The sequence below is a fragment of the Paraburkholderia sabiae genome (genome assembly GCF_030412785.1).
GTDB classification, from domain to species: domain Bacteria; phylum Pseudomonadota; class Gammaproteobacteria; order Burkholderiales; family Burkholderiaceae; genus Paraburkholderia; species Paraburkholderia sabiae.
In genome coordinates this window covers 1,818,655-1,835,059 of the sequence record NZ_CP125296.1, presented here as the reverse complement: position 1 = coordinate 1,835,059, position 16,405 = coordinate 1,818,655, and the positions used below count along the sequence as shown (strand labels likewise).

The following is a 16,405-nucleotide window of genomic DNA, read 5'->3' as shown; positions in this document are numbered from 1 at the left end:
CGGTCCAAAAGGAGATGCATCGATGATGCAAAATCGATACCTGAGTCTTTAATTCAAACCGAATCGATTTTATTCGAAAGGCATAGTATGAAAGTTCGAGAAATATTTTGTAATGGAAGTTGACACGCTAACGTTTGCCCAACTAATCTACCGCTCATCGTAAGCTGACAGTCATAACAACGGACGCATCAGATCATTATCGCGCCCGTCGTCGGCCATGCGAGTTGCGAGTCTGTACACGCCCGGCATTAGCCGCGCGCTCTGTCGTCATACCCGTAGTTTTTTCTCTAGTTCACGTTTTAAAAGGTAAATATCGGCGAATTCAGGCTGAGGCCAGTTTTCGTCTGTTTATTGTATTTCTTTCATTCGCCTTAAAGCGCGTGAGGGAGACCTTTTTTCGCGATTTTCTCGAATAAAAAAGAAAAAGCCATAACCACACTTTTCCAGAGCTGCTTTATCCGATAAGGACGAATCATGCGACCAGGTTTTCGGTTAAATGTGCAGTGCCTGATGCTGGCTGCGACGCTGGCGTTAAGTGCATGTGGTGGCGGAGACGATGGAGGCCTCGCGTCGAGCAAGTCGGCGCAGACGGGCGCGACGGTTCCCGCGTCGCAACCGGCGTTGTCTGCGCCGACGTCGCCCATCGTCGCCGACAAGTCGGTCAACAAGACGGTGCCGCCCGTCGAGTTGCCCAACACGGTGAAGCCGATCAACTACAAGCTGTGGTTCCGGCCGAACGCCGATCTGTCGACCTTCGACGGCCGCGCGGACGTCGAGATCCAGGTGAAGAAGAACGTCAACCAGATCGTGATTGCGGGGCACCGCATCAAGTTCGTGAACGGCAAGACGACGCTGCAGCCGGGCAATATCCAGCTGATCGCGACGCCGCAGGACGACGGCGACTTCTATCAGTTGCGGCCCATCAGCGGCCAGATTCATCCCGGCAATTATTCGTTGCACATGGAGTGGTCGGGCATTATCAACTTCAAGACCTACGATGACCCCGCAACGAAAACGGGCGGCAGTTGCGGCGACGATCCGTATCCCGGCTGCTCGGCGGCGGAAGGCGTGTTCCGCGTCGACCTGAAGGGCACCGACGGCAAGACGAGCGGCGCGATTCTCACGCAAGGCGAAACCAACCTGGCGCGTCAGTGGTTTCCGGGCTGGGACGAGCCCGCGTTCCGCATGACGTATGAAGTGTCGGCGGAAGTGCCGCAGAACTGGCGCGTCGTGTCGAATGCCGCGGAAGGGCCGTCCGTCAATGTCGACAGCGGCTACAAGCGCGTGACGTTCGAGAAGACGCCGCCGATGCCGCAGTATCTGCTGTTCTTCGGCGGCGGCATGTTCGACACGCTCGAAGACGACTTCGTGAGTCCGCTGAAGGACGGCAAGAATCTGCATCTGCGGATTTTCACGCCGCCCGGCATGCGCGACTGGGCCGTGCCCGCGATGCAGCAGACCAAGCAGGCGCTCGATTACTACTATCGCTACACGGGCATCCCGCTGCCGCTGACGAAGTTCGACACGATCGCCGCGAACGACGCGTTCAAGGAGCAGAAGGATCTGAACTTCGGCGGGATGGAGAACTGGGGCGCCATTCTCGAATTCGCCGACGACATCCTTCCGCCGCCCGGCACGCCGATGTCCGACTATGGCGTGACCGTGCTTACGCACGAGGCCGCGCACCAGTGGTTCGGCGATCTCGTGACGCTCGACTGGTGGGACGATGTGTGGATGAACGAATCGTTCGCGACGTACTTCGAGAACAAGACGAAGATTCAGTTCTTCCCCGATCGCTTCAGCTGGACCGACGAAGTGAAGACCAAGTACGCGGTGATGTCGCGCGACCTGAAGAACACGTCGTTCCCGGTTCAGCCGAACTTCAACGACTGGGCGTCGAACGACTTCGTGTTGAGCGCCAGTCCGTTCACGTACGACAAGGGCGGCATCGTGTTGAAGATGCTCGAGAACTATCTCGGCGATGGCGTGATGCGCAAGGGTCTGCAGTCGTATCTGGCCGACTACTCGCTCGGCAACTCGACGCCGAAGCGTCTGTGGGACGAACTGGCGAAGGTGAGCGGCGAGCCGATGGTCGCGATCGGCGACAGCTTCGTGCGGCAAACGGGCGTGCCGCTCGTGACGCTCGATACGCAGTGCGATCTGACCAGCAACCAGACGGTCGTCACGCTGAAGCAGTCGCCGTATCCGAACCAGAACCTGTACCCGGGCATTCAATGGACGGTTCCGTTGACGCTCGCGTATGGCGAAGGTCTCTCGCGTCGCAAGACGGTCGCGCTGAAGGATACGCAGATGCAGGTGCGCGTCAACGGTTGTACGGCCGTCGTCGCGGACCCGAGCGGGCTCGACTACTACGTGACGAACTACGGCAACAACGCATGGAGTCAGTTGCTTGCGCAAACCAATGCGTTGACGGACCCCGTGCTGCTGACCAACCTGCAGATGGAAGCGAAGATGCTCGTGAATTCGGGCCTCGCCGATCCGTCGCGTGCCACGACGATCGGTTCGATCACGCCGCCGGCGGGTGCGATGGCGCGTCGTCAGATGCTGGTTGCGCCGGAGGTCGAAACGGTTCGTCCGATCCTGCGTTATCAGGGCAAGCTGAAGCCGCGTAGCAAGACGGAGTGATCGGCATCGGTTGATTCGTAGCATGTCGCGCGCTTCCCGCTGTATGCGTGGAAGCGCGCGGTTGTTTTTGCTTGAGCGCTAGGTGCGCAGTTCCGCGGGTTGCAGAAAATAATCCCGGTTGTCAGCGAGCCGTTCGATCATGAAGTCGATGAACGTCCGCACACGCAGCGGCTGCTCGGTGCGGCTGCGATAGTAGATGTAGATCGACTCGCGCTGCGTCACGTGCTGCGTGAGCAGCGGCACGAGCCGTCCGCTGCGGATGTGCTCGACGGCCGAAAAGCTGCCCAGCTGTCCGATCGCCAGTCCCGCCAGAACGGCCGCTGTTTCCGCGTCGATATCGTTCGCGCACAGCGTCGCGGCCACGTCGCGATAGACGATTTCCTTGCCGATCAGAAATTCCCACGGCGCCAGCTTGCCGGTGTTCGCGCGCCGATAGCCGGTGCAGCGATGCGCGTCCAGGTCTTCGACGGACATCGGCTTGCCATGCCGCTCGATATACGCCGGCGACGCGCACACGATCAACTGAATGGGCAGCAGCCGCCGTGCGATCGCGCCACCCGAAGGCGGCGACCCGCCGCGAAAGCCGACGTCGGCGCGATCGCTGACGAGGTCGGTGAAGTGATCGTCGAAACGCACGTCCAGTTGCACGTCGGGATAAAGCGCGGCGAATTCGAGAACCACGGGCCACAGCACCGCGCGACCGAGCGCCATCGGCGCGCTCACGCGCAGCGGGCCGGCGACTTCGTCTTTCGCGCGACGGGCATCGTCGATCGCCGACGACAACGTCGCCAGCGCCGGCTCCACGCTTTGCAGCAACCGCTCGCCTTCTTCCGTCAGGCTCAGCTTGCGCGTCGTCCGATGAAACAGACGCACGCCGAGCGATTTTTCCAGTTGCATCACCGCGTGGCTGGCCGCCTGAGGCGAAATGCCCTGATCGACGGCAGCTTTGCGCAGATTGCCCAGCGTAGCGGCGCGGACAAAGATCGAAATGGCGCGGACCTCGTTCACGGCGCTCTCCGATTAGCAAATAAGGGTTGGTTATCACTCCAGCATTTGACGTCTAGTTTATGCGAATCGGACGTCCTATTCTTCGTTTCACTTTCACCACGAACGAAGGAGCAGCAAATGAACAACGTCACGAAACAGCAGTTCAAGCGCGTCTGGTTCATCACGGGTGCATCGCGCGGTCTGGGCGCGCTGATCGCCGAAGCAGCGCTCGCCGATGGCAACGCCGTCGTCGCCGCGGGCCGCAATGCCGCGGCGATCGTCGAGCGGCTGGGCGAGTCGCCCGCCTTGCTGCCCGTCGCGCTCGACGTGACGAACGAAGCGCAAGCCAAAGCCGCCGTCGAAGCGGCTGTCGAGAAGTTCGGCCGCATCGACGTGCTGATCAACAACGCTGGTTTCGGTCTGCTGGCTGCCGTCGAGGAATCGGGCGACGCCGACGTGCGCCGCATGTACGACACGAATGTGTTCGGTCTGCTGAATGTGACGCGCGCCGTGCTGCCCGTGATGCGCAAGCAGCGCTCGGGGCACGTGATCAACATGTCGTCGATCGGCGGGTATCGCTCGGGCGCGGGCTTCGGCGTGTATTGCTCGACGAAGTTCGCCGTCGAAGGCATCACGGAAGCGCTGCACGCGGAACTGAAGCCGCTCGGCATTCACGCGACCGTCGTCGAGCCGGGCTACTTCCGCACGGACTTTCTGGATGGATCGTCGCTGGTCGTCGGCAAGGAGATCATCGACGATTACGAGGAGACGTCGGGCAACGTGCGCCGCATTGCCGTCGACCTGAACCACAACCAGCCGGGCGATCCGGAGAAGCTGGCGACGGCCCTCGTGACGCTCGTCGATGCGCAAACGCCGCCCGTGCGCCTGCCGCTCGGCACCGATACGCTGAAGGCGATCGCGGAAAAGAACGCGTTCGTGACGACGGAAACGGAAACGTGGAAGGCGCTGTCGCAATCCACCGACTTTCCGGTTTGACGTCTGCGGTTGGTTATTGATCTGACGAAACCATAAAACAACAGCGCCGCTGCGTGAGCCACGGCGCTGTTTGTTTTCGTACGAGGAATGCGGCTTATTTCGGAGGCGGCAGCGAAGGATCGAGCTTGGCCGAGTCGCGCACCAGCTGGTCCGTCAGCGCGGCCGCAACAGGATTCGTGTTCGTGTTGGTGGTGGTCGGCTTCGTGCTGCGTGCCTGTTGCTCCGTCACGGCGCGCACCGCCGACATATCCGGCGGCGGCAGCGAAGGATCGATCTTGGCCGAATCGCGCACCAGCTGGTCGGTTTGCGCCGCGCCCGAATGGTACGACCCGCGATACGTGTTGTGCTGATCCATATTCGCGCTGTTAAGGGTCGACGGCGCCGGCGCAGCGGGAGGCGGCAACAGCGGATCGAGTTTCGCCGATTGCCGCACGAGTTCTTCCGTTTCCGGCGTCGCGCCTTGATATGCATTGGCACGGCGATCGAGGCTATCGCGACCGCGTTGTGCGCGCGGTGCCGGCGCGACCTTCGGCGCGGCCGCGTCAGGCACGTTCACCGACGCAACAGCCGCCGACTTCGGTTGAGGTTGCGGCTGAGGTTGCTGCTGCACGTTCTGCTGCGTGATCGCCATGCTCGTCGAAGGCGCGGGTGCGGGCGTAGCGGGAGCCGCAGCCATAGGTGCGGGTGCGGGCGCGGGAGCAGGCGCAACGGGCGCAGGCGCTGCCGCCATCGGAGCGGGCGCTGCGGGAGCGGGGGCAGGAGCAGGCGCCGGTGCGACCGGCTGCTGCGGAATCGCGGCGCTCTTCGTACCTGTCCCCGCACTCGGCGGCGGCGCCGACGAACCGATGCTGCCTTCCGTCACATGATTTTCGCTGATGCGCGAATCTGCGGCGGCAGAAGGATTGGCGGTCTCATCCATGCCTGCTGTGGCTTCCGCCGTCGCGCGGCGGTCCGCCTGAAGCACCATGAGGTACGTGGTCAATGCCGCGCCGAGCACGAGCCCGGCGAGAATCATCAAAATCTTTCGGGTGGTCATCATACGTACTGACGATCTTTCAAGTGACGTGAGCGGGCCATGATAAACCGGCTGCTCGCGTCATATATCAGACAATAAACGAGCAATTCGCAGGCCTGACAGGTGAAAAACACGCGAGCGATAGCAGAGAAACGCGCTTCCCGATGGAGGCGAGGGCGGCGAATGACCACCGTGCGTGCCATGCGGATGGAACGCGGCGTGTCGAAGCTCTCTGATTATCGGTCGCTTCGGTTTAGTTTGCGTGTCGAGAACGCGCGTCAAAAATTGCGCGCGAGTTGCACGATACGAATCGCACGATAAATTGTCCGCTCAATCCCAGGGATTGGCCGCAGACAGCCCCGTTTGACGGCGCATGCCGTGTCGCAGGAACCAGTGCCGCATCGCACTGAGCTTACGCGGTAAGCCCGGCATCGGATTGCCCTCGATGCGGGCCTTGGCGCATGACGTCGCGTACTCGATCGCCTCTTCCTCGGAAGAAAAATAGCCGAGGATCCCAAAGGCTTTACGCCGTCCGCTCGGGCCGGTGACGAACACGCTGGCTGCGTATCCGCGAGCGGCAACGGACGCTAGTGGGATGATGACGTGGCGCCTGTAATGCACTGCATGCCTGTCCATGATCATCCTCCAAGGGGTTTGCCCTGGTCACATGGTACACGCTGCGAAACGGAGCCGGCAATTCATTGCGGCTCAGAAAAATAAATCAGATCAGCCAGTTAGTGGGTTGACGCGTGATGCCGATGTGTGCGTGCATCGCGCGTCTGTATGTCTGCAGATGCCGCGTTGCACGGCAATTTAAGCTCATACCAAAGTGCTTCAGGCCTTGCGTTCCATCGGTTCGCCGAGCACGAATGCGCCGCCCTGGAAGCGCTGTGCCGGGTCGTCGTATTCGGGCGTCGGTCCTGTGACGGGGAAGCGTTCGGCGAACTGCACCGAGCTGTCGCGCGGACGGAAGCCGAGGAAGCCCGCTTTCGTGTTGTCCCACCACTTGATCGGGTTGTCCGACGCGCCGTACACGACGGCATGGCCGACACGGTTCGTGAGGAGCGAACAGCGCACGAGTTCGATGAAGTCGCGATAGCTCAGGTACGTGACGAGCATGCGCGGATTCTTCGGCTCTTCGAACGACGAGCCGATGCGCAGACACACCGTCTCGATGCCGAAGCGGTCGAAGTAATAGCGCGACAGCGATTCGCCGAAGCACTTCGTCACGCCATACAGGCTGTCGGGACGCGTCGGCGCGTCGGCGTCGAGCACTTCCGTGACGGGATGAAAACCGATCGCGTGATTCGAGCTGGCGAACACGACGCGCTTCACGCCGTGCTTGCGCGCCGCTTCGTACAGGTTGTACGTGCCGCGGATATTCGATTCGATCAGGTCGTCGAACGGCGCGTCGATCGAAATGCCGCCCAGATGCACGATCGCATCGACGCCTTCGACCATGTGCATCACGGCCTCGCGGTCCGCCAGATCGACGACGCTCGCTTCTTCGTGCGCGGCCGCCGCGCTCACGGGGACGATGTCGCTCACGCGCACAATGTCGGCCCACGCGGCCAGCGCGTCGCGCAGCTGGCGGCCCAGATTGCCGCCCGCGCCCGTCAGCAGCAGACGACGGAACGGCTTGCGCGGCACAGCAGATGTCTCGTTCATGATGATCCTTCGATAAATTCAGGAAAACGTTTTCCAACTATAAGGGCGACGCAAGGAGTGCGTCAATGATGCTGTTCCATCGGGGCATGCACCGGTTTCGCCCGATGCGTTTTCTGCGACAATCGGGTAAGGCAAACGAAAACGTTACCCTCCCGATGAAAAAAGTTTCCCCGACGATTCGCGACGTCGCCGTCGCGGCGGGCGTGTCCGTCGCCACCGTGTCCAAGTACATCAACGGCGCGCAGCGGTTTTCTCCCGCCGTCGAAGCGCGGCTCAAGGAAGCGATCGAGCAGCTCGGCTATCGCTCGAACCCGCTCGCGCGGTCGATGATCACGGGCCGCACGCGCACCATCGGCCTCGCGATTCTCGACATCAGCAATCCGCACTTCACGAACGTCGTGAAGGGCGCGAACCGCGTCGCGCTTCAGCACGACTACACGCTGCTGCTCGTCGATACCGAAGAAAACCAGGCGCGCGAGCGTTCGCTGATCGAAGCGCTCGCGCAACGTGTCGACGGGCTGATCGTCAGTTCGCGCATGCCCGACGAAGAATCGCAGTGGATGCTCGACCTCAACAAGCCGCTCGTGCTGCTGCGGCGCAGTCCGGGCCTGCCGATTCCGAGCGTCGGCATCGACAACCGGCTCGCGACGTACATGCTCGCGCGTCATCTGCTGAATCTCGGGCATCGGCATATCGCGTATCTCGGCTTCGGCCAGGCGCGCATCAACGACGAGCGGATTCGCGGCGTGCGCGAGTGTCTCGACGAAGCGGGACTCTCGCTCGATGTGCACGACGCGCACGCGCCGACCGCGCAGGCGGGCGAACAGGCCTGCTCGCGCGTGATGCTCGGACCGCAGCGGCCGCAGGCGGTGATCTGCTACAACGATCTGATCGCGCTCGGCTTCATGAAGGAAGCGGCGTCGCTCGGCTTCAAGCTGCCGCGCGACGTGTCCGTGACGGGCGTCGACAACGTGCCTTACGGCGAGTACGCTGCGCCCGCGCTCACCACCGTCGATATCCAGAGCGAGAAGATGGGCGAACTCGCGATGCAGAAGCTCATCGACGGTCTGGCAGGTCACAGCGAGGCCGAGCATTCGATGTTCGAGCCGCGTTTGATCGTGCGGGAATCGACGGCTGCTTTGGGCTGAACGGCTCGTGCAGCTCACGCGCTGTATTGCGGCACGCGCGCCGCGCGAGGCGGCGCGCCATGCGTGATTACGCATCGAGCTTCGCGGGCGACATGCGCGGCGTGAGCACGTGCATGATCGCGAGTGCGAGCAGATAGGCGAGTGCGCCGATCGCGAACAGCACCCAGTAGTGACCCGTGCGTTGCAGCACCTGGCCGATCACTTCGGAGAACAGAACACCGCCGATCGAGCCCGCCATCCCGCCGATACCGACCACAGCGCCGAGCGCACGGCGCGGGAAGAGATCCGATGCCGTCGTGAACAGATTCGCCGACCAGCCCTGGTGCGCAGCCGCTGCGAGACCGACGATGCCGACAGCCACCCACAGGTTCTCTGCCTGCGACACGAACGCGATGGGCAGCACGCAGCACGCGCAGATCAGCATGGCCGTCTTGCGCGCGGCGTTCACGGTCCAGCCTTTGCGCAGCAGGCTCGACGAAATCCAGCCGCCGCCGATGCTGCCGACCGTCGTGATCGCGTAGATGACGACGAGCGGCAAGCCGATGTGCTGCATGTCCATGCCGCGCGATTCGTTGAGCCACTTCGGCAGCCAGAACAGGTAGAACCACCAGACCGGATCGGTCAGGAACTTGCCGATCAGGAACGCCCACGTTTCGCGCTTTTTGATCAGTTCGCCCCAGCCGGGTGCGCGGGCGTTCGCGTGGCGCGCGTCGAGTGCTTCGACTTCGTCGCGCGGTTCGTCGAACGCTTCGTCTTGCGCGCTGCGGTCAGCGGGACGATAGACCGCGAGCCACACAGCCAGCCACACGATACCGATCGCGCCGATGATCACGAACGCCGCGCGCCAGCCGTACATCACGGCGATCGCGGGGATGATGGCGGGCGCAAACACCGCGCCGATGTTCGCGCCGGAGTTGAAGATGCCCGTGGCGAGCGCGCGCTCGCGGCGCGGGAACCATTCGGCCGTGGTCTTGATGGCGGCCGGGAAGTTGCCGCCTTCGCCGATGCCGAGCAGCGCGCGTACGGCCGCAAAGCCCATCACCGAGCCGACGGCCGCGTGCAGCATCGCGGCGATGCTCCAGATCAGCATCGCGCCCGCGTACGAAATGCGCGTGCCGAGCCAGTCGACGACCCGTCCGAAGCACAACAGGCCGATTGCATAAAAGGCGGAGAACGCGATCACGATGCGGCCGTACTGCACCTGCGTCCAGCCGATCTCGTGCTGAAGCAGCGGCGCGAGCAGACCGAGAATCTGCCGGTCCATGTAATTGATGACGGTGGCGAAGAAAAGTAGCGCACAGACGGTCCAGCGGAAGCGGCTGGCGGTGCGCACCACGCCGACGACGGCAGATTGCATGTATGTCTCCATTCGCGGCATCGCTCGTCGCGCCGCGGTCTTTTCATGGCCGGCGACGAGCGCCGGGGCGGAATGCGTCGCGCGGTCGGTCGGGCTGGCGCGAGCATGGGTCCGTCACGTTTTGGAAAACGTTTTTCTAAGAATAGAAGGTTTGGAGGCGCTTGGCTAGTACGTGTTTTCGCTACGTGCGCCGTAGCGCGGTGCTATGAGCCGTGAAAATCGCGTTGATGAAGTTAATCGTTTTCTTAGCGGCGTGCAGATAGTGGGATGGACGGGAGCCGAAAGTTGCGTGTCGGGAAAGACATCGACGGCGGGCGGGCGCACCGCGCCCGCCGTGGGAAAGGGGCAGTGAGAAGCGATCGAATCAGTTGCCAATGCGCGGCATCGGCTGCACCACCCTCAATTCGGCAGCCGTACAGGCAATTGCGACACCCGTCCCGTCTGCACATCAAGCCACATCTGCCGGCCGCTTGCCGAATGGCTGTACACCAGCGCGCGCATGTCGCGATACATGCCGAGAAAGCCCATCAGCGCGCGCACGTTGCGCTTGCCGTGATAGCGCAGCGAGCGCGACGTCTCGCCGTTGACGATCACGACAGGATTGATCCGCACGAGCCGCGCGATAAGTTCCGGGTTGACTGTTTCCACGTTCGATCCTCGCTTGAAAGTACTGTCCTCGGTAACGTCCGTGGAGTTCGCTTCTTGAGCATCCGGAAGGATCGGTAAGCGTGCGCCGGTGCAAGGCTGCCGCTAGTCGCGCACGTGCTTGACGGCAATCTGCAGCACGCCTTCCAGCTCGGGCAGATCGACGGGCTTGGTCAGATGCAGGTCGAAGCCGGCGGCTTCCGTCCGCGCGCGGTCTTCGCTCGTGCCGAGCCCCGTCATCGCCGCGATCACGGCGCCCGACGCGGTAAGCGCCTTGCGGATATGCGGCAAAGCCTCGAAGCCCGTCATCTTCGGCATCGACAGATCGAGCAGCACGAGATCGGGTTGCAGCGTGTGCGCGAGATCGATGGCCGCTGCGCCGTCGTACACGGCGTGCGCTTCGTGGCCGAGCACCTGCACGAGCGTCGCCATGCTGTCGGCGGAATCGATGTTGTCGTCGACGACCATCACTTTCAGATCGACGGCTTGCGCGGGCGCGGGCTCTTCGTCGCGCTTGCCTTCGTCGGCGATCACATGATTGCATTCGGGCAGCCACACGGTGAACACGCTGCCCTTGCCGCGTCCTTCGCTGTGCGCTTCGATATGGCCGCCGTGCAGATCGACGATCGCGCGCGCCAGCGTCAGCCCGATGCCGAGCCCGCTCTTGTCGGCCTGTTCTTCCGTCGGCGTTTCCTGCACGAACAGGTTGAAGATCGCATCGATCGCATCGGGATCGATGCCGCGTCCCGAATCGTAAATGCGTATCGCGAGCAGCCGCCCCGAGCGGAACACCTGCAAGCCGATCGACGCGCCCGCCGGACTGAACTTCGACGCGTTGTTCAACAGGTTCTGCACGACCTGCACCATCCGCGTGAGATCGCCTTCGATATACATCGGCGTATCAGGCATCACGACATCGAGCGTCTGGTCGCGCGCGGCCAGCAGCGGCGCGCTGCCTTCGATGCTCAGTTGCGCGATGGCCTGCATCGACACCGGCTTCGGTTCGATCTGCACGCGTCCCAGCGTGACCCGCCCCGCGTCGAGCAGATCGTCGACGAGCCGCGTCAGATGCGACAGCTGCCGGTCGATCAGTTCGTGCTCGGGTACGAAGCCGTGATGATCGGCGGATTTCAGTTGCAGCATGCTCACCGCGTTGCGCAGCGGCGCGAGCGGATTGCGCAGTTCGTGGCCGAGCAGTGCGAGGAACTGGCTCATGCGTTGGCTCGATGCTTCGAGTTCTTCGAGGCGCCGCCGCCGCGACATGTCACGCGTGATCTTCGCGAAACCCTGCAGCGCGCCGTTCGGATCGCGCAGCGCCGTCGTGATGATGTTCGCCCAGAAGATCGTGCCGTTCTTGCGCACGCGCCACTCTTCCATTTCGATGCGGCCTTCGCGCGCGGCGAGTTGAAGATCGCGCTGCGGCCTGCCTGCCGCGACATCTTCGGGCGTGTAAAAGAGCGACGCCGACTGGCCGAGCACTTCGTTCGGCGCATAGCCCATCACCTGGGTCGAGCCCGCGCTCCATGTCGTGATATTGCCTTGCGAGTCGAGCATCGTGATCGCATAGTCCTTGATCGCGTCGACCAGCACGCGAAAGCGCTTGTCGAGTTCGCGCGCGCTGAAACGCTCGGTGACGTCGCGCACGAAGTACGCGAGTTCGACGTGTCCGTCGAACTGCACGGGGCACACGGACAGTTCCGCGGGAAACTCGTTACCGTCGATGCGCCGCGCGATCAGTTCCGTGCGGCTGCGGTGCGAGGATTCCTCCGGATGCGGTTCCGGCGAGATCCTGAACACGTCGAGTTCGGCGTAGCGCGCCTTGCAGCGCGCGGGAAACAGCGTGTCGAGTATCGGGCGTCCCATGACGGCGTCGCGCGCATAGCCGAAGGTGCGCGTCGCGGCATCGTTCCATTCGATGATGATGCCGTCGGCGTCGGTACAGACGAATGCGTCGTGCGTCGTGTCGAGCACGAGACGGCGGCGGCGCAGCGACGCTTCGAGCTTGCTGTCGGCGGCTTCGCGCAGGCTGATTTCGGTGCGCAGCCGCGCGATCGTGATGGTGTTCTGCTCGATCAGCGCGCGGTTCTCAGCGAATACGCGCTGATGCGCCATGCCCGACGCGACGAGCGACGTGATCCGTTCGAGCGTCTCGATGTCTTCGTTCGAGAAGGCGCTCGCACTGCCTGCCATCAACTTGACGACACCCGCGACTTCCGACTGATACAGCAGCGGCGCGACGATCATCGACGCCGCGCCGACGCGTCGGCATGCGGCTGCATCGACGCGCGGATCGTCCGCCGTATCGACGCTGTACAGCAGATGCTTTTCCAGCGAGCACAGTCCCGACAGGCTGCCGTCGCGCTTGAGGCGCAGACCGACGTGATGCGCGATCGTGCCGCTGCACGCGCGATACACCATGTCCTCGCCATCGACCCATTCGACCACCGACGCATGCGCGGCAGGCACCAGTTCGAGCAGCGAATCGGTGACGAGCGACAGGAAGCGGTCGAGGTCCAGCTTCGCCGCGGCGATTCTGGAATGCGCGTCGATCAGCTTTCGCAGGCGGGCATTCGTCGAGCGCTCGCGATTGAGCAGGGTGGTGGTGTCGGTCGTATCGATCTGTCTGTCCTGGCTGGCATTCATCGTGAGGCAAGCTCCGTTCTACGTCGGTGGCGCGAGCGTTGGATACATCATGTTGAGATGCATGCGGCATTCCAATGCAGCATGCATAGAGGTGCGAAGTGCTCTTTCAACGTTTATACACGCTTGCGCAGCGGGCGCTCAAGCGCGCGATATAGCCCGACGCGGATCGAGTATCGCGTGTAGTTGCCAGGTTCAAGCTTTACGCGTCGTCCGGCTGTAGTCTGGTTTCGGCAACGATAGAGGTGATGGTTCGAAGGCACATGCATATCGGATAGAGTCAATTATAAAAAATGCACTCCGTTCAGACCCTGCGCGGCGCGACCGTAATAGGCGGCAGACGCAAACGGCGCGAGCCTGGACCCGGCTAAGGCCGTCCGGAATCCGCCTCACTCAACGCATTCGGACGGGGAATCACGCATGGGCATGCGCTCCATCGCAGTCAAACTGAGTCTCATCTTCGGCGTGGCGCTTGCCGCGACCATGTTGGCCATTACGCTGTACGCGACTCTCAATGTCCGCCGTCAGGCCGTCGACAACTTCAACGACGCCGGCTTCGGCCAGATCCGGCAGATCGACGGCAGCCTGCGCGAGACCTTCAAGCGGATTCACGACAACGTCGTGTTTCTGTCGGACCTGCCGCTCGTGCAATCCGCGGACCAGTCGGTCACCAACTACCTGACACACGGCGGACAGATGACGCCCGACACTAACGGCGGCGTCGAGACGGACATCTTTCATCTGCTGCAACGTTTCGGCGACAGTCATCCCGACCTGCGCTACGTGTATGCGGGCACGCAGTGGGGCGGCTACGTGCAATGGCCGAAGGGCAAGTTCACGAGCGATCACTACGATCCGCGCGAGCGTCCGTGGTACGTGCAAGGCATGCAGGCGGCGGGCGGCGTGCGGCGCACGGCCGCGTATGCGAACTCGGGCGGCGACAACAACGTGATCATCAGCTTCGTGCGGTCGATCCAGAACGCGCAAGGCAAGCCGCTCGGCGTGCTCGGCATGGACATTTCGCTCGACGGCTTCGCGAAGATGATCGGCCAGGTGCGCTTCGGCGAAACGGGCTATCTGATGGTCGTCGAGGACAGCGGCACGGTGCTCGTCGATCCGCACGATGCCGCGCACAACTTCAAGGCGCTGAAGGATCTCGGCGACGGCTATCGCGATCTCGCGGCATTGGCGAACGGCACGCTGGCCGTCGATATCGGCGGTGACCGTTACGATACCGTTGTGTACACATCGCCTGAACTCGGCTGGAAGTACATCGGCCTGATTCCGCATGCTGAGATGATGGCGTCGGCGAACCGGCTGAGCGCGATGCTGATCGGCGTGGGTGTCGTCGTGCTGCTGGTCGCGCTTTCGCTGACGACGGCGCTCGGCAGACGTTTGACAGCGCCGCTGCGTCAGCTGTCGAACAACATGCAGGACATCGCTTCCGGCGACGGCGATCTCACGCGACGTTTGCCTGTCGGCAGCAACGACGAAGTCGGTGTGCTCGCCGTGCAGTTCAATGCGTTCGTCGAGAAGCTGAATGGCGTGCTGCTGGAAATTCGCGGCAGCAGCGCGCTGCTGCGCACGGCGACGGGCGAGATTTCAGCGGGCAACGCGGATCTGTCGGCGCGCACCGAGCAGCAGGCTGCGGCGCTCGAAGAAACAGCCGCGAGCATGGAAGAACTGACGGCGGCTGTCAAACAGAACGCCGAGAGCGCACGTCAGGCGAGCACGCTTGCGAGCGATGCCTCCAATGTGGCGCGCCGCAGTCACGAAGCCGTCGAGCGCGTCGTATCGACGATGACCGACATCAGCCAGAGTTCGAACCGCATCGCCGATATCACAGGTTTAATCGAAGGCATCGCGTTCCAGACGAATATTCTCGCGCTCAATGCCGCCGTCGAATCGGCGCGTGCGGGCGAGCACGGCCGCGGCTTCGCGGTGGTCGCGAGCGAAGTGCGCAGCCTCGCGCAGCGCTCGTCGAGCGCGGCGAAGGAGATCAAGGAACTGATCGGCGCATCCGTCGACCGGATCCGCGACGGCTCGTCGCTCGCGGGCGAAGCGGGCGCGACGATGACGGAAGTCACGCGCGCCGTCGGCCAGGTCACGGCAATCATGAGCGAGATCGCGGCGGCGTCGGAAGAACAGAGCCGCGGCATCGCGCAGGTGAATCTCGCGATCACGCAGATGGATGACGTCACGCAGCAGAACGCCGCGCTGGTGGAGCAGGCGGCGGCTGCGTCGCGTTCGCTCGAAGATCAGGGGCGGCAACTGGATGAGGCGGTGTCGGCGTTCCGGTTGAAGTCGGCAGAGACGGTGTGAGGTTGACCGGCGATATGGGCCCGCGAAGAGCCCGTATCGCTTCTTCTTACTTTGCGAAATAACGCGGATGGTCGATATCGGCGAGCAACCCGGCCTGCTTCGGCTGCCAGTCCAGCAGCGCGCGCGTTTTCTCGCTCGACGCCGGCACGCCCATTCCCGCGAACACCGCGAACCAGCCGAAATGCTGCGCGACTTCATCGGCTGACAGCGAGACCACGGGCACATTCAGCCGACGTCCGATCACTTCCGCGATCTCCTTGAACGGCACGCCTTCATCGGCGACCGCGTGATAGCGCGCGGGACCGTTGCCGCGCTCCAATGCCAGCCGATAGACTCTCGCGGCATCCAGCCGATGCACGGCGGGCCAACGGTTCAGCCCTTCGCCGATATACGCCGACACGCCTTTCTCACGTGCGAGCGCGATCAGCATCGGCGCGAACGCATGGTCGCCGTCGCCATGCACGGAAGGCGGCAGCCGCACTACCGACGCCTGCACACCGCGCTCGACCAGCGACATGGCCGTTGCCTCAGACAGCCGCGGATATGCCGCCGACGCGGGCATCGCATCATCGTCCTCGGTAGCGAGCGGGCCTGATGGCTTCAGCGAAAGACCCGACGTCACGATCAGCGGACGCTCAACACCGACGACCGAGGCGAGCGCTTCGATCGCGCGCCTGTCGGTCTCGCAGTTCTCGGCGAACTTCGAGAAGTCGTGAATGAACGCGGTATGCACGACGGCATCCGCTTGCGCTGCGCCGCGTTTGAGCGCGTCGAGATCTTCGAGCGATCCGCGCTGCACTTGCGCGCCCACTGCGGCGAGCGCTTGCGCGCCGGCATCGCTGCGAGCCAAACCCAGCACCTGATGACCCGCACCGACCAGCTCGCCGACCACCGCCGAGCCGACGAATCCCGTTGCTCCCGTCACGAAGACACGCATGGTGAAATCCTCCTCTATCGATGAGGGATTACTATCTATGCATC

At 63.0% G+C, this 16,405-nt stretch carries 12 protein-coding genes; 4 read left to right on the top strand and 8 right to left on the bottom strand.

What is annotated here, in order from left to right; all coding sequences use genetic code 11:
- The first annotated feature begins 474 nt into the window (after nt 1-474).
- Complete coding sequence (locus QEN71_RS37735; protein ID WP_201649899.1) at nt 475-2,646, top strand: M1 family metallopeptidase; 2,172 nt, start codon at nt 475-477, stop codon at nt 2,644-2,646.
- Nucleotides 2,647-2,724: 78 nt separating this feature from the next.
- Here the strand turns inward: QEN71_RS37735 and QEN71_RS37730 are convergent, their stop codons facing one another.
- On the bottom strand, nt 2,725-3,654 hold the full coding sequence (locus tag QEN71_RS37730) for a LysR family transcriptional regulator (protein WP_201649900.1): 930 nt from the start codon (nt 3,652-3,654) through the stop codon (nt 2,725-2,727).
- Between the two features lie 117 nt (nt 3,655-3,771).
- Here QEN71_RS37730 and QEN71_RS37725 point away from each other — a divergent pair, with 117 nt between their 5' ends.
- Nucleotides 3,772-4,629: an oxidoreductase gene (locus tag QEN71_RS37725; RefSeq protein WP_201649901.1), complete on the top strand. Its 858-nt coding sequence runs from the start codon at nt 3,772-3,774 to the stop codon at nt 4,627-4,629.
- Between the two features lie 94 nt (nt 4,630-4,723).
- Here the strand turns inward: QEN71_RS37725 and QEN71_RS37720 are convergent, their stop codons facing one another.
- From QEN71_RS37720 to QEN71_RS37710, 3 genes are all read right to left on the bottom strand, one after another.
- On the bottom strand, nt 4,724-5,668 hold the full coding sequence (locus tag QEN71_RS37720) for a hypothetical protein (protein ID WP_201649902.1): 945 nt from the start codon (nt 5,666-5,668) through the stop codon (nt 4,724-4,726).
- A gap of 306 nt (nt 5,669-5,974) precedes the next feature.
- Nucleotides 5,975-6,280 (bottom strand): hypothetical protein, encoded by a 306-nt coding sequence (locus tag QEN71_RS37715; protein WP_201649903.1) that lies wholly within the window; start codon nt 6,278-6,280, stop codon nt 5,975-5,977.
- Between the two features lie 198 nt (nt 6,281-6,478).
- Nucleotides 6,479-7,312: an NAD-dependent epimerase/dehydratase family protein gene (locus tag QEN71_RS37710; RefSeq protein WP_201649904.1), complete on the bottom strand. Its 834-nt coding sequence runs from the start codon at nt 7,310-7,312 to the stop codon at nt 6,479-6,481.
- Between the two features lie 104 nt (nt 7,313-7,416).
- Between QEN71_RS37710 and QEN71_RS37705 the strand changes: the two genes are divergently transcribed.
- The gene (locus tag QEN71_RS37705) at nt 7,417-8,460 is read left to right on the top strand and encodes a LacI family DNA-binding transcriptional regulator (RefSeq protein ID WP_201650005.1); all 1,044 of its coding nucleotides are present in this window, start codon (nt 7,417-7,419) and stop codon (nt 8,458-8,460) included.
- A 67-nt stretch (nt 8,461-8,527) separates the two neighbouring features.
- Here QEN71_RS37705 and QEN71_RS37700 read toward each other — a convergent pair whose 3' ends face one another.
- From QEN71_RS37700 to QEN71_RS37690, 3 genes are all read right to left on the bottom strand, one after another.
- Complete coding sequence (locus QEN71_RS37700) at nt 8,528-9,817, bottom strand: MFS transporter (protein ID WP_201649905.1); 1,290 nt, start codon at nt 9,815-9,817, stop codon at nt 8,528-8,530.
- Between the two features lie 399 nt (nt 9,818-10,216).
- The gene (locus QEN71_RS37695; protein WP_201649906.1) at nt 10,217-10,465 is read right to left on the bottom strand and encodes a hypothetical protein; all 249 of its coding nucleotides are present in this window, start codon (nt 10,463-10,465) and stop codon (nt 10,217-10,219) included.
- A 102-nt stretch (nt 10,466-10,567) separates the two neighbouring features.
- On the bottom strand, nt 10,568-13,105 hold the full coding sequence (locus tag QEN71_RS37690) for a PAS domain S-box protein (protein ID WP_201649907.1): 2,538 nt from the start codon (nt 13,103-13,105) through the stop codon (nt 10,568-10,570).
- Nucleotides 13,106-13,522: 417 nt separating this feature from the next.
- Between QEN71_RS37690 and QEN71_RS37685 the strand changes: the two genes are divergently transcribed.
- A complete protein-coding gene (locus tag QEN71_RS37685) occupies nt 13,523-15,424 on the top strand; it encodes a methyl-accepting chemotaxis protein (protein ID WP_201649908.1) in 1,902 nt (633 codons plus the stop codon).
- Nucleotides 15,425-15,470: 46 nt separating this feature from the next.
- Here the strand turns inward: QEN71_RS37685 and QEN71_RS37680 are convergent, their stop codons facing one another.
- Entirely contained in the window at nt 15,471-16,361 is an 891-nt protein-coding gene (locus tag QEN71_RS37680) for an SDR family oxidoreductase (RefSeq protein ID WP_201649909.1), read from the bottom strand.
- Between the last annotated feature and the right edge of the window lie 44 nt (nt 16,362-16,405).